Raw genomic sequence first — 13,380 nt, 5'->3', positions numbered from 1 at the left:
CCGGCGAGGATATTGCCGCAATTCTGAGCATCGGTGACGATCGCCTGGTCGACGAACACCTGCAGGAAAAGATAGTCGACGTCGATCCCGTCGCGCTCGGATTTGCGGATCACGGCGACCTTGCTGGTCAGCGGATCGGCCCCGCCCATACCGTCGATCTGGCGCGGATCGGGCGAACCCATGACCTTGAGCAGGAACGCGTCGCGCTCGGCCGGATCGCTCGGCAGGTCGGATTCGAGGAAATAGCCGCCTTTCGACGTGCCGCCCCGCATCCACAACACAGGTGCCGAAGCCTGGGTCAAATCCACTTGAGCCCCATATCGGTGAGCTTCTGGCGGAAGCCGTACATGTCGAGCCCGAGCACTCCCGAGGCGAGCTTCTCGCGCTTCTCGGCCTCGTTGGCCTCGCGCGCCTGCGCCTTCTTGAGCACGTCCGCGGCGTCGCCGCGCTTGACCACGCACACCCCGTCATCGTCGGCGACGATCACGTCGCCCGGCTCGACATAGGCCCCGGCGCAGACAACCGGCACGTTGACGCTGCCTAGGCTGGCCTTGATCGTCCCCTGCGCGAAGACCCGCTTCGACCAGACCGGGAAATCCATCTCCTTGAGATCGCGCACGTCGCGCACCCCGGCGTCGATGATCAGCCCCCGGCAGCCCCGCGCCTGCGCGCTGGTGGCAAGCAGGTCGCCGAAATAGCCATCCTCGCACGGGCTGGTCGGCGCGAGCAGCAGCACGTCGCCATCCTGCAATTGCTCGATCGCGACATGGACCATGTAGTTGTCGCCCGGCGGCGCGCTGATCGTCACGGCGCTGGCTCCGATCCTGGCCCCCGGATAGATCGGCCGCATATAGGAAGCGAGCAAGCCGGTCCGGCCCTGCGCCTCGTGCACGGTGGCGACGCCGCAAGCCCCGAGCCCATCGACCACGTCCTTGTCGGCCCGCTCGATATTCTGGACGACGACTCCGCTCATTGGCCTCTTCTCCCAAGCTTGCTGCGCAGCGCGCTTTCAGCCAGCCAAGCGCTCAGGTCAAGCGGGAACCCCCGACTGGTAAACTTGTAAGTAACACTTACATTCTCTAAAGAGATCGCCCGAGAGGACAACCGATTCCGTCGATGAGCAGGCAGCTCCCCAGATTGGCCCTGATCGGCTTCGGCGAGGCCGGTTCGACCTTTGCCCGCGCGGGGCACTGGGGCGAAGCGGCACGCGCCTTCGATATTCTCGACGAGCGGCGGATCGCGATGGAGGCATGCGGAACAGCTCACGCGACGAGTATCGCCGAAGCGCTCGCCGGTGCGGAGATCGTGCTGTCGCTGGTGACCGCCGACGCCGCACTCGCGGTAGCCCGGGAAGGAGCGACTGCGCTGGCTCCCGGCGCGGTCTGGTGCGACATGAATTCGGTCGCGCCGGCAACCAAGCGGGCCGCGGCCGAAGCGATCGGGATGGCGGGCGGGCACTATGTCGACGTGGCGGTCATGGCGCCGGTCGAACCGGCAGCGCTCGATGTACCGCTGCTGCTTTCGGGCCCTGCCGCGCCCGAGGCCGAACAATTGCTCAACCGGCTCGGCTTCGGAAACAAGCGGATTGTCGGCGACGAAGTGGGCCGGGCGAGCGCGATCAAGATGATCCGTTCGATCATGGTCAAGGGCCTCGAAGCGCTGACCTACGAATGCGCCAGTGCCGCGCGTGCCGCCGGCGTGTTCGACGAGGTGATGGCCTCGCTCGACGCCAGCGAACGCAAGACCGGCTGGGCCGACAAGAGCGCCTATAACCGCGAGCGGATGGAGACCCATGGGCTTCGCCGGGCGGCCGAGATGGAAGAAGTTGCCAAGACCCTGCTGGACCTCGGGATCGAACCCGTTATGACGCGCGGCACGGTGGTGCTGCAACGGCGCGCCGCTAAAGACAGGACGGACGAGAGGACAGCAGCGGCATGAGCCTGATCATCGATTGTCACGGCCATTATACGGTGCTCCCCAAGGGGCACGAGACCTGGCGCGAAGCGCAGAAGGAAGCGTTCAGGAACGGAACCGAATGCCCGCCCTATCCGGAGATTTCGGACGACGAGGTCCGCGAGACGATCGAGGCTAACCAGCTCAAGCTGATCAAGGAACGCGGGGCCGATTTCACGATCTTTTCGCCGCGTGCCTCGGCCATGGCGCCGCATATCGGCGACCAGGCTGTGGCCAGCGAATGGGCCCGGCGCTGCAACGACCTGATCTATCGCGTTACCCAGCTGTTCCCCGACACCTTCATCGGCGGCTGCATGCTGCCGCAAAGTCCCAAGTCGGACCTCAAGGAAAGCGTCAGGGAATTGCGCCGCTGCGTCGAGGAAATGAATTTCGTCGTCTGCAACCTCAATCCCGACCCCGGCGGCGGGCATTTCACCCACCCGCCGCTGACCGACGAATACTGGTTCCCGATCTACGAGGCGATGTGCGAGCTCGAAGTCCCGGCGATGATCCATGTCTCGGGCAGCTGCAACCCGGCGATGCACGCCACCGGCGGCTATTACCTCGCGGCCGATACGGTCGCCTTCATGCAATTGCTGCAGGGCGACCTGTTCTCCCGCTTCCCCGAGCTCAAGCTGATCATCCCGCATGGCGGCGGCGCGGTGCCGTATCACTGGGGCCGCTATCGCGGCCTCGCCGACATGCTCAAGCAGCCTGCGCTCGACACGCATCTGATGAACAATGTGTTCTTCGACACCTGCGTCTACCACCAGCCGGGGATCGATCTGCTGGCCGATGTGATCGAAAACAAGAACATCCTGTTCGGCTCGGAAATGGTCGGCGCGGTGCGCGGGATCGATCCCACCACCGGCCAATATTTCGACGACACCAAGCGCTATATCGACGCGCTCGATATCTCTGACGAAGAGAAGCATGCCATCTTCGAAGGGAATGCGCGTAAGGTTTATCCCCGGCTCGACCGGATCTTGAAGGACAAGGGGTATTGATGCCTGCGACCGCCCAGGGATTTGCGGCTTGCGAGAAGCCCGAGCGCTATATCAAGCAGCTCGTCAGCCATTGGAGCCACAAGATGGCTTCGACCTATGACGAGGGCGACGGCATGGGCGCGTTCCCGTTTTCCGATCTGGAGAACGCGGTGATGACTGCGCGTCCCGGCGGGATCGCGATCACGCTGGTGACCGGCGATGCCGAACGCAACAAACATTTGCGTGGCGTGATAGAACGCCACCTAGACCGTTTCGCCTCTCGCGAAGCGCCCCTTGCTTACGAGTGGAAAGACCCCGAGGATTCCTGAAATGACCGAAAAGAAGAAAGAGCGGATCAACATCCACGAATATCTCGCCGAATTCGACGATATTCCAGGCACCCGCGTGTTCACCGCCAAGCGCGCGCGCAAGGGCTACTGGCTCAACCAGTTCGCGATGAGCCTGATGAAGGAAGAGAACCGCAAGCGCTTCCTCGCCGACGAAAAGGCCTATCTCGACGAATGGGACATGTCCGATGCGGCAAAAAAGGCCGTGCTGGCCCGCGATTACAATGCGATGATCGACGAAGGCGGCAATGTCTATTTCCTCTCGAAGCTGTTCTCGACCGACGGGAAAAGCTTCCAGTTCGCCGCTGGGTCGATGACCGGCATGACCCAGGAAGAATATGCTGAAATGATGCTCAAGGGCGGTCGCTCGCCCGAAGGCGTCCGCTCGATCAAGGGAAAGTACTGACATGGCACGCGTAACCACCGGCATCACATCAAGCCACATCCCGGCGCTCGGCGCCGCCATCCAGACCGGCAAGTCGCGCGACAAGTACTGGGGCCCGGTGTTCGCCGGCTACGACCCGATCCGCGAATGGATCAAGCAACCGGGCAACATGCCCGACGTGGTCGTGCTGGTATATAACGACCACGCCAGCGCGTTCGACATGAACATCATCCCGACCTTCTCGATCGGTTGCGGCGAGGTGTTCAAGCCGGCCGACGAAGGCTGGGGGCCGCGCCCCGTGCCCGACGTGATCGGCCATCCCGATCTTGCCTGGCATATCGCGCAGAGCCTGATCCTCGACGATTTCGACATGACCATCTTCAACCAGATGGATGTCGATCATGGCTGCACCGTGCCTTTGTCGATGATCTTCGGCGAGCCCGAGGAATGGCCGTGCAAGGTCATCCCGATGCCGGTCAACGTCGTCACCTATCCGCCGCCTTCGGGCCGCCGCTGCTTTGCGCTGGGCGACAGCATCAGGGCCGCAGTCGAAAGCTTCCCCGAAGACCTCAACGTCCATGTCTGGGGCACCGGTGGCATGAGCCACCAGCTGCAGGGGCCGCGCGCCGGGCTGATCAACAAGGAGTTCGACCTCAACTTCATCGAGCAGCTGATCGAGGACCCCGAAACCCTGAGCAAGATGCCGCATATCGAATATCTGCGCGAAGCCGGCTCGGAAGGAATCGAACTGGTGATGTGGCTGATCATGCGCGGAGCGCTTGGCGACCGGGTGAAGGACCTCTACACCTTCTATCACATCCCGGCTTCCAACACCGCGCTTGGCGCACTCATCCTGCAACCGGAAGCTACCGCCGGCGAAGCGCTGAACCCGCGCAGGGTGATGAGCGGCGAGAGCCTCGCCCGGGCCTGAACGTTTAGCCCTCTCCGCTTCAGGGGAGAGGGTTGGGAGAGGGGGCCGTCCTCCCAACCATTTTCGAAGGGCCGGAGCGAGAGACTGCCCCTCTCCCCGGCCCTCTCCCCAAAGGGGGAGAGGGAGATAATTATGCGCATTGCCCTCGCCGGCGCCGGAGCTTTCGGAGAAAAGCATCTCGACGGCCTCAAGAATATCGACGGGGTCGAAATCACCTCGGTCATTTCCCGCCGCGCCGAGCAGGCCGCCGAAGTGGCCGCCAGATACGGTGCGAAGCATTCGGGAACCGAGCTCGGCGAAGCGCTCGAACGCGACGATGTCGACGCGGTGATCCTGTGCACCCCGACCCAGATGCATGCCGAGCAGGCGATCGCCTGCATGGATGCCGGCAAGCATGTGCAGGTCGAGATCCCGCTGTCGGACAGCTGGGGCGATGCCCTGGCGGTGGAGGCCAAGCAGCGGGAAACCGGCCTGGTCTGCATGGTCGGCCACACCCGCCGCTTCAATCCCGCACACCAGTTCGTGAAGCAACGGATCGATGCCGGCGAATTCACGATCCAGGCGATGGATGTCGAAACGTTCTTCTTCCGCCGCAAGAACATGAACGCCAAGGGCGAGCCGCGCAGCTGGACCGACCACCTGTTGTGGCATCACTCGGCGCATACGATCGACATCTTCCAGTACATGACCGGATCGAAGGTGATCACCGCCAATGCAATCCAGGGGCCCAGGCACAAGGAGCTCGGCATCGCGATGGATATGTCGATCCAGCTCAAGACCGCGGCCGGGCAGATCCTCACCCTGGCGCTGAGCTTCAACAATGACGGGCCGCTGGGCACCTTCTTCCGCTATATCGGCGACAGCGCGACCTATATCGCACGCTACGACGATCTCGTGACCGGCAAGGAAGAACCGATCGACCTCACCGGGGTCGCCGTGTCGAACAATGGCATCGAATTGCAGGACCGCGAGTTTATCGCCGCGATCCGCGAGGGCCGCGAGCCGAACTCTTCGGTGGCGAGCGTGCTCGATTGCTATCGGGTGATTGGCGAACTGGCGGCATCGCTCGAAGCACAGGACGGCTGGTCCTGATTGCGATGGTTATCGGCTTGTTAACCGGCCACTGGCATAAGGCTTGACGCATCGGGCCGAGAGGCGGATGTTGGTTACAACGATAACTAGATCGGAGGATGCCATGGCCCAGCTGGACGCTCTTCTGGCCGATATCGAAAAGACCCATAAAGAGATGCAGGCCGCGCTGCAGGACGATGGCGGCAAGACCGCCCGCGACATTGTCGGCCTCAGGACCAAATTCGCGAGACTGGTTTCGGAGATGATTCCGGCCATCAACGGCGATGACCGGCTGAACAGGAATCCCGAGCTCAAGGCCGAATTCGAACAGAAATTCTCTGAAGTCCGTCAGAGACTCGCCCAGCACCAGGCAAAATATCGCATGGCCTCGATCGAGGACGATCTGGCGGGCTATCGCCAGTCCGTCGCCGATCTCGCGGTCCTGCAGGACAGTTTTTACAGCTGGGCCCGCGGCGCCCTCGCCCGATAGGACCGGGCGCCAGGCAAGATCATTCCGCAATCGGGCCGTTGCGCCCGCACCTCCCTTCAGCCTAGGGGGCGTTGCACGATTCCCCGCTTGGCAACGACAAAGGCAAATCATTGACTCGCAAACTCGCTGGACGAGACCTGCACCCGGTCGGACTGGGCTGCATGAACCTTTCCTGGGCCTATGGCACTCCGCCGTCGCATGACGAGGCGCTCAAACTCCTCAATCGCGCGCTCGATCTTGGCTACAACCATCTCGACACCGCCCGGATTTATGGGGCGGGCAAGAACGAGGCGCTGATCGCCGAGGCGCTCAAGGGGCGGCGCGACGAGTTCTTCCTCGCCTCCAAATGCGGGATCGTGGTCGACGGGCCCAGGCGCGGCGTCGATTGCAGCGCAGGCGCCATCGCCAGCGCGATCGAGACCAGCCTCGAACTGCTGGAGACCGACCATATCGACCTTTACTACATGCATCGCTTCGATCCCAAGGTGCCGATCGCGGAATCGGTCGGCGCGCTCAAGCGGGCAATCGATGCGGGCAAGATCGGCGCCTACGGCGTCAGCGAATGGTCCTCCGCGCATATCCGCGAGGCGCATGCGATCCATCCTGTCGCCGCGGTCCAGACCGAATATTCGCTATGGACCCGCAATGTCGAACTCGGCGTGCTCGATACCTGCAAGCAACTGGGCATCGCATTCGTGGCATTTTCCCCGATCGGTCGCGGCGCGCTGGGCGGCGTGCTCAAGGATCCCTCGACGCTGGAGGAATCCGACCTGCGCACCAAGATGCCGCGTTTCAGCAAGGAGAACTGGCCGCACAATCTCGCGCTGATCGAAGGCCTGGTCGAACTTGCCCGGGAAGCCGGGGTTACTCCGGGGCAGCTGGCACTCAACTGGGTCCTTTCGCGCGGCAACAATGTCCATGTAATTCCGGGAACCACCGATCCACAGCACCTTGCCGACAATTTCGAGGCGGCGAACCTGGCCATCCCGCAGGACATACTTGACCGTGCGGACGCGCTGATCAATCACGACACGGTCGCCGGCCATCGCTATCACGATGCGATCAAGCCGACGATCGACACCGAGGAATTCGAGGACGCCTGATGGGTACTTTCCGCGCCGAGATCGGTTACAGCGAGCGGACCGAACGCAAGCCCTATTTCTATGCCAATGCGCATGAGAAGGACTTCGTCCCGCTCAAGCCGGCCGAAGTCGAAATCACCGATGCGCGCGGGCTGGAGACCAGCCTCGACCGCGAGGGATTCGAGCTGGTCAGGCACACAAGCGCGGTTTCGGACCTGACCGATCTCGACGAAGTGGCGAAGGTCCATCGCGGCGAGATCGCCGAGCTTTTGAAGCGCGTCACCGGATGCGACGAAGTGGTGATGACTCCGTTCGGCATCCTCCGCTTTTCCGAGCGGCTTGGCGAGAACGCAGCGCATGACAATTCGCACCCGGCATGGTTCGTCCATGTCGACATGTCGAGGGAGGCGGCAGCTGCTGCCCGCGCGCAAGCCGCGCCACCGGGCCGCACCATCGCCCGCTCGGCGCAGTACAATGTCTGGCGGGCGCTCTCGGGCGCACCGCAGGATGTGCCGCTCGGCCTGTGCGCCTATGACAGCCTCTCGGACAGCGACCTGATCGATTGCGACGCGATCTTCGATCCGCTCGACGGCAGCCCCGAATGGGGCTTTCCGAACTACCTGCTCGAGGCCAACCCGACCCATCGCTGGTTCTATTATTCGGACATGCAGCCTGACGAAGCGCTGGTGTTCAAGACCAGCGAAAGCGATCCCGCCCGCGCGCAAATGATGCCGCATGGCGCGTTCCGCAACCCGCTTGCGGGCGAGGATTCGCCGCCGCGCATCAGCCTCGAAATGCGCGGGACCGCCTACTGGTTCGAGTAAGCGGCCCCGTCAAATCCCTTCGTTCCAGGGGGGGTCAGAGCTTGGCGTAATGGAACAGCGACATCTCGCGCCCCCGCATGGCCTCGATCTCGTGATAGGCCGGAGCGTCGGGCACCATCCAGCCGTGATCGCCGGCAAACACCTCGATCCGCGCGCCCGCGCCCTGGTCCTCTGCCGCAAGCCGCAGCGCTTCCTTCTCGCCTGGGTTGCGCTCGTCGTCGTTGCGGGCGATCGCGATCAGGTAATAGGCCGTTGGACCAAGCAGCTTGTGCGGGCTGTCGGGCGCATCCGACACCAGCCCGCCGCCATGGAAGGATGAGACCGCGCCGATCCGTTCGGGCACGGCGGCAGCGCAGCGGATCGCGTAGCTGCCGGTCATGCAATAGCCTTCGACGCCGATCTTCTTCGCCGTATCGACCTGGGGCTGTGCATCGAGCCAGGCGACGATCGCCCTGGCATCGCTCATCGTGCCGGCATTGCTCAGGACGGCCATCATCGGGCCGAGCCGTTCGCGTGCACCCGGCTGGAAGAATTCCGAAATCGAGCTCATGATCGGCGCCTTGGCGGTCCGGTAATACTGGTTCACCAGCACCACCGCATAGCCGCGAGCGGCCAGCTCTCGCGCCATCACCATCTTGGCATCGCGCACCCCGGCAATATCGGGCCACATGATCACCGCGGCATGCTTGCCTTCGGCGGGATGGAAGAAGAAGCCGTCCATCGTCCCATCCGGCGTGGGGATGGAAACGGCGGTCTCGACCGGCCCGGCCCCGCCATCCTGCGCCGCACAGGCCGTGCTGATCCCCATCGCCCCGACCGTGACGGCGCTCATGGCAGCGAATTGCCGGCGATTGAGGCCGCGCTTCGCCAGTGTCTTTTCGTCATCGATGGCGGTGAAATCGTCACACATGTTTCTCTCCTGGAATCTCGTTTCCCGTTGGCCGGGGAAGATAGCGCCGATAAACCTTGCGTCCAGTGGACTTTGTCAATTTCGGCCGCCGCGGTCAGGTCAAATCGTCGAGCCTGATGACCAATCCCGCTTCGGCATCGCGCATCGCCTTGCGCCGCAACTCCTCGATGTGAAGGCGCCCAGGCGGCGCTTCCTCGTCCGGAAGGGCAGCCATTACTTTCGCATGGATTTCCTCGAAATCGGGGCCGTGCTCGGGATGGGTCAGGATCAGCCCGTCCTGCCTTGTCATCCCGGCGAGAATCTTGGCGCCGACTTCGTAGGGGTCCATCCCCTCTTCGAACGCGGTGCCGAACTGGCGGAGCGCCGCCTCGTCCTCTTCGGGAAAGCCGCTTTCGGCAAAGCCTTCCGGGCGCTTCAGCGCGCTGGTCCAGGCATTGGTGCGGGTCAGCGCCGGGCAGCACAACGAGCAGCCGATCCCGTGCGGGGCGAGATTGTAGCGCAGGCTCTCGGTGAGCCCTCGCACCGCAAACTTGCTGGCGGTGTAGATACCCGCCTGCGGACCCGGCAGGAACGCCGCCATCGACGAGATGTTGACGACATGGCGGCGGCCCTGGCTCGCCTTGAGCTTCGGCAGGAAGCTTACCAGGCCGTTGACCACCCCGCCGAAATTGACCCCCATGATCCAGTCGTAATCGTCATAGCTCGCCTCGTCGGTCGGGCCGAACACCGAGACCCCGGCATTGTTGACCAGCACATGCACTTCGCCGAAATGGTCGACCACCTCTTGCGCCACTTCGGCGAACCGCGCCCGGTCGGTCACGTCGAGCTTGAGGAACAGCGGCTGCTCATAGCCCTTGGCCGCAAACCACTCGGCCGTACGCGCCTTGTCGTCCTCGTTGCGGTAGCTCAGCGCCAATCGCATGCCGGCATCGGCAAAGGCCTGCGCCACGCCCAGCCCGATCCCCGTCACGGCACCGGTTATGAAGGCAACCCGTCCTTCCCAGGGGCGTTCAACCTCGCTCATCGTCCCAGAATCCTCTCGCCAAAATTGTCACGATCGTTAGTAAACCATGGGGCACAAATTGGGAGAGCGCAAATGAGCGATGTCGAACGGCGGCTGCAGGAACTCGAGCATCGGATAGGTGTGCTGGAGGATATCCAGGCGATCCGCCGGCTGCATTGGGCCTATGGTTACTATATCGACTTCAACCGCCCGGACGAGGTCGCGGAACTGTTCTCCGAGGATGGCGTGGTCGTGTTCCTGTCGGGCGAATATGTCGGCCACAAGGGCATCAAGCGGCTCTATGGCGACTGGATCCAGGGGCGCTTTACCGGCGGCAGGCCGGGTCCGGTCGACGGCCTCTTGCTCGACCATTTCCAGATGCAGGACATCATCACCGTCGCGCCCGACCGCAAGACCGCCAAGGGCCGCTTCCACGGGATCCTGCTGGGCGGCTGGCATGACGATTTCCAGGACACCCGCGAGGAGATGATGCCCCAGCAATTCATGGAAGCCGGCATCTACGAGAACGACTATGTCCGCGAAGACGGGATCTGGAAGATCAAGCGGCTCGACTACATGATGCAGTGGCAGGGCAATTACGAGGAGGGCTGGGCCCATACCACCAGCCATCTCCAACCCGCGACGAAAACCTGGCCCGAGGACCCGCTCGGTCCCGACCGGTTGCTGTCCGCCGAGCATCATCGCAAGACCTGGCCCTATCGCCAGGACGTGCCGATGCATTTCGCCCATCCCAAATTCGGGCAGCTCCTTGCCGGGCAGGAGGCCAAGTGACACCAGGGCCCGGGGTGCTGCCGTGGGATCCGGCCGCGCCCCCGTTCGACCCGCGCGATGTTTCAGGCCGCGAGACTCTCGACAACCGGACCGTCGCCGAGCGTTTCATCCAGCTGTTCTATGTCGAGGACAATCCGACCGACGCCTTCCTCTGCTGGATGCATCCCGACTATATCCAGCACAACCCCAATGCGCCGACCGGACGCGATGCGACGCTCGAAGTGCTGGCCGCGGCGGTGCGCAACAATCCCGAGCTGACCCATGAGGTAAAACGGGTCATCTGGGGTCCCGACGATCTCGTCGCGGTCCACCACCATTTCCGCCGGACCATGGACGAACGCGGTTGGGCGGTGGTCGACATCTTGCGGATCGCGGACGGCTATATCGTCGAGCATTGGGATGTGATGCAGCAAGTGCCCGATCCGGCCGAGTGCAGGAATTCAAATGGAATGTTTTGAAGCAATTGCCCTCTCCCCTTCAGGGGAGAGGGAGGAGCGCCGCAGGCGCGGAGGGAGAGGGGAACATGGTGTGCGCCATCAGCGACGCGCCCCCTCTCCCAACCCTCTCCCCTGAAGGGGAGAGGGCTATTAAGGGAGGGAAAATGCCCAAGCTCGAAGACGGTAGCGAGAAAGGCCTCAAGGGCCATTTCAAGGAAGATTTCAGCCACCGCACGCGGATCGGCCTCGCGCCGCGCGCGGGCCATATCGACCGCGATGCGCCCTACAAAAGGATCGCGACCGAAGAGGCCTGGACCTTCCCGGCGCTGGTCAAGGCGCAGGTCGATTATCTCCAGTCGGGCGAAGCCCCGGCGGACGACTCGCTCAAGATGGCAGGCATGTTCGCCAATATGCCTTCCTTGCAGGAAATGCTGCAGGATCTGGGCGATTTGCGCCTCTCCCACATGGACGAATACGGGATCGACCGGCAGCTCCTGCTGCTGACGGCACCCGGGGTGCAGGTCGTCCGCCCGGGCGACGGCACCGCGCTCGCCCGCGAGGCGAACGATATTGCCGCCGAGGCCTGCCGCAACCATCCGGAGCGGTTCAGCGCATGCGCGGCCTTCGACCCGCGCGATGTCGCTGGCTCGGTCAGGGAGCTCGAACGGGCCGCGAACGAGCTCAAGCTCAACGGCGCGGTGCTCAATTCGCACTTCCAGGGGCACTATCTCGACGAGGAGGAGTATTTCCCGATCCTCGAAGCGCTCGAAGCACTCGACCTCGCGCTCTATATCCACCCGACCGCGCCGTTCAACGCGCCGCATTACGAGCAGCGCGGTTTCTTCGGCGCACTGGGCGGGTTCCCGCACGATGTCTGGCTGCACACGATGGGGCTGATCTTCTCGGGCGCGTTCGATCGCTTTCCCAAGCTGCGCCTCGTGATCGGGCATATGGGAGAGTGCATGCCGCTCCAGCTCTATCGCTTCGACTGGATGCAGGGCAATGCCGACGGGCGCGCGCATCTGCGCGGCGGCAAGCAGGTCAAGCTCGAACAGACCGTCAGCTACTATTTCAGGAACAATATCTGGATCACCACCAGCGGGGTGGCGTGGGAGCCGGCGATCAAATTCTGCATGGATGTGCTGGGACCCGAGCGCGTGCTCTACGCGATGGATTACCCCTATCAGCAAAGCTACGACGAGGTCGCGGCCTATGACCGCATGCACCTGTCGGACGAGCACAAGCAGATGCTGATGGAAGACAATGCCCGGCAGGTCTTCCGGATTCACGGTTAGGCGGCGGTCCTCCTCAGCGGAACGGCCAGCGTGGTGCGGGTTCCGGCGCGCCACAGCCATTCGAGCGGACCGTAGCGGAAGGCACGGAACCACAGCGCAGCGAGCACTGCCTGCAAGGCAAAGGTCAGGACGCCGATGGCCACCATTTCGGCATTGGTAAGGTCGTCCCACCAGCCGAAGCCGTAACCGTAGAGCAGCGGCGCAAAGACTATCGACTGGCCGATATAGAGCGTCAGCGTCATCCGCCCCGGCGCAGCCAGCCATGCCAGGAGAAGCCGCGCGGGCGAATGCCAGACAAGGACGAATACGGCGACCTGGAACGCCATCGCCGGCAGGCCGCGCGCCTGTTCCAGCAACCATGCCCCGGTTTGCGCCTGCCGCGGATCGAGCGGATTGGCCTCGATCCATTGAGTCATGCCCTGGGCTGCGAGCCACCCCAGCGCACCGGCAAGGCCCACCACCAGCCAGAAGCCGCGCCGCGCGCCCGCATCGGCGAACAGGCGGCGGCGCTGCAGCAGCATGCCGATGAGGAACAGGCCGGCAATCTCCATCACCCGCCCGTTCTCGATATAGAAGGACCATTTGCCGACCGTGCCCGGCCCAAGATTGTCGAGCGCGACGGCGCCGAAGCTGCCTTCGGCCAGCGTCGGCAGGCTGCCCCAGCTGAAGTATAGTGGCTGTGCCAGCGCCCAGGCCTGTCCGTCACCGGCCGCCCACAGCCGCCACCACAGCGGCAATTGCGCGAGCGCGAGCGCCGCCAGCACCAGCAGCACGCGGTCCGACCTGATGCGGTCGAGCGGGACCAGCAGGAGGCCGACGAGGGCCAACACCTGCAGGATGTCGCCGCGATAGAAAATGACATGCAAGGTTCCGA

At 63.6% G+C, this 13,380-nt stretch carries 17 protein-coding genes; 12 read left to right on the top strand and 5 right to left on the bottom strand.

From position 1 onward, the window contains the following. On the bottom strand, positions 1-272 hold a 272-nt coding region (locus tag AC16XC_RS13140; RefSeq protein ID WP_484035115.1), incomplete at its 3' end, for a PrpF domain-containing protein. Positions 273-298: 26 nt separating this feature from the next. Beyond that, positions 299-973, bottom strand: a complete 675-nt coding sequence (gene ligK, locus AC16XC_RS13135) for a 4-carboxy-4-hydroxy-2-oxoadipate aldolase/oxaloacetate decarboxylase (RefSeq protein WP_484035114.1) — start codon at positions 971-973, stop codon at positions 299-301. 143 nt (positions 974-1,116) lie between these two features. On the opposite strand from ligK, the gene AC16XC_RS13130 reads away from it, so the two are divergent. From AC16XC_RS13130 to AC16XC_RS13090, 9 genes are all read left to right on the top strand, one after another. Further along, positions 1,117-1,938, top strand: coding sequence for an NAD(P)-dependent oxidoreductase (locus AC16XC_RS13130; RefSeq protein WP_484035113.1), 822 nt, complete (start codon positions 1,117-1,119; stop codon positions 1,936-1,938). Next, positions 1,935-2,960, top strand: a complete 1,026-nt coding sequence (locus AC16XC_RS13125; protein ID WP_484035112.1) for an amidohydrolase family protein — start codon at positions 1,935-1,937, stop codon at positions 2,958-2,960. Before AC16XC_RS13130 ends, AC16XC_RS13125 begins: the two co-directional genes overlap by 4 nt. Next, the gene (locus tag AC16XC_RS13120; RefSeq protein WP_484035111.1) at positions 2,960-3,268 is read left to right on the top strand and encodes a DUF2218 domain-containing protein; all 309 of its coding nucleotides are present in this window, start codon (positions 2,960-2,962) and stop codon (positions 3,266-3,268) included. Before AC16XC_RS13125 ends, AC16XC_RS13120 begins: the two co-directional genes overlap by 1 nt. A 1-nt stretch (position 3,269) precedes the next feature. Beyond that, complete coding sequence (ligA, locus tag AC16XC_RS13115; RefSeq protein WP_484035110.1) at positions 3,270-3,692, top strand: protocatechuate 4,5-dioxygenase subunit alpha; 423 nt, start codon at positions 3,270-3,272, stop codon at positions 3,690-3,692. Between the two features lies 1 nt (position 3,693). Next, entirely contained in the window at positions 3,694-4,602 is a 909-nt protein-coding gene (locus tag AC16XC_RS13110) for a class III extradiol dioxygenase subunit beta (protein ID WP_484035109.1), read from the top strand. Positions 4,603-4,734: 132 nt separating this feature from the next. Beyond that, a complete protein-coding gene (locus AC16XC_RS13105; RefSeq protein WP_484035108.1) occupies positions 4,735-5,694 on the top strand; it encodes a Gfo/Idh/MocA family oxidoreductase in 960 nt (319 codons plus the stop codon). 103 nt (positions 5,695-5,797) lie between these two features. Beyond that, positions 5,798-6,163, top strand: a complete 366-nt coding sequence (locus AC16XC_RS13100) for a hypothetical protein (protein ID WP_484035107.1) — start codon at positions 5,798-5,800, stop codon at positions 6,161-6,163. 71 nt (positions 6,164-6,234) lie between these two features. Next, a complete protein-coding gene (locus AC16XC_RS13095; RefSeq protein ID WP_484035106.1) occupies positions 6,235-7,266 on the top strand; it encodes an aldo/keto reductase in 1,032 nt (343 codons plus the stop codon). Then, complete coding sequence (locus AC16XC_RS13090) at positions 7,266-8,069, top strand: CmcJ/NvfI family oxidoreductase (protein WP_484035105.1); 804 nt, start codon at positions 7,266-7,268, stop codon at positions 8,067-8,069. The genes AC16XC_RS13095 and AC16XC_RS13090 overlap by 1 nt, the downstream gene beginning before the upstream one ends. A gap of 34 nt (positions 8,070-8,103) precedes the next feature. Here AC16XC_RS13090 and AC16XC_RS13085 read toward each other — a convergent pair whose 3' ends face one another. Both AC16XC_RS13085 and AC16XC_RS13080 read right to left on the bottom strand, forming a co-directional pair. Continuing rightward, on the bottom strand, positions 8,104-8,979 hold the full coding sequence (locus tag AC16XC_RS13085) for a dienelactone hydrolase family protein (protein ID WP_484035104.1): 876 nt from the start codon (positions 8,977-8,979) through the stop codon (positions 8,104-8,106). Positions 8,980-9,073: 94 nt separating this feature from the next. Continuing rightward, positions 9,074-10,003 carry an SDR family oxidoreductase gene (locus AC16XC_RS13080; RefSeq protein ID WP_484035103.1) on the bottom strand — a complete coding sequence of 310 codons (930 nt, stop codon included), beginning with the start codon at positions 10,001-10,003 and terminating at the stop codon, positions 9,074-9,076. Positions 10,004-10,075: 72 nt separating this feature from the next. Here AC16XC_RS13080 and AC16XC_RS13075 point away from each other — a divergent pair, with 72 nt between their 5' ends. The 3 genes from AC16XC_RS13075 to AC16XC_RS13065 all read left to right on the top strand — a co-directional run bounded on the left by AC16XC_RS13075 (position 10,076) and on the right by AC16XC_RS13065 (position 12,506). Next, entirely contained in the window at positions 10,076-10,774 is a 699-nt protein-coding gene (locus tag AC16XC_RS13075) for a nuclear transport factor 2 family protein (protein WP_484035102.1), read from the top strand. Then, positions 10,771-11,232 carry a nuclear transport factor 2 family protein gene (locus AC16XC_RS13070; RefSeq protein WP_484035101.1) on the top strand — a complete coding sequence of 154 codons (462 nt, stop codon included), beginning with the start codon at positions 10,771-10,773 and terminating at the stop codon, positions 11,230-11,232. The genes AC16XC_RS13075 and AC16XC_RS13070 overlap by 4 nt, the downstream gene beginning before the upstream one ends. Positions 11,233-11,375: 143 nt before the next feature. After that, positions 11,376-12,506 carry an amidohydrolase family protein gene (locus AC16XC_RS13065; protein WP_484035100.1) on the top strand — a complete coding sequence of 377 codons (1,131 nt, stop codon included), beginning with the start codon at positions 11,376-11,378 and terminating at the stop codon, positions 12,504-12,506. Here AC16XC_RS13065 and AC16XC_RS13060 read toward each other — a convergent pair. Next, positions 12,503-13,380 (bottom strand): DUF418 domain-containing protein (locus tag AC16XC_RS13060; protein WP_484035099.1); only part of this gene is annotated, 878 nt, incomplete at its 5' end. The genes AC16XC_RS13065 and AC16XC_RS13060 overlap by 4 nt on opposite strands.

This window comes from Candidatus Andeanibacterium sp. (genome assembly GCF_057143545.1).
The sequence above is the reverse complement of the archived record's forward strand: the minus strand, read 5'-3'. Positions and strand labels throughout refer to the sequence as shown.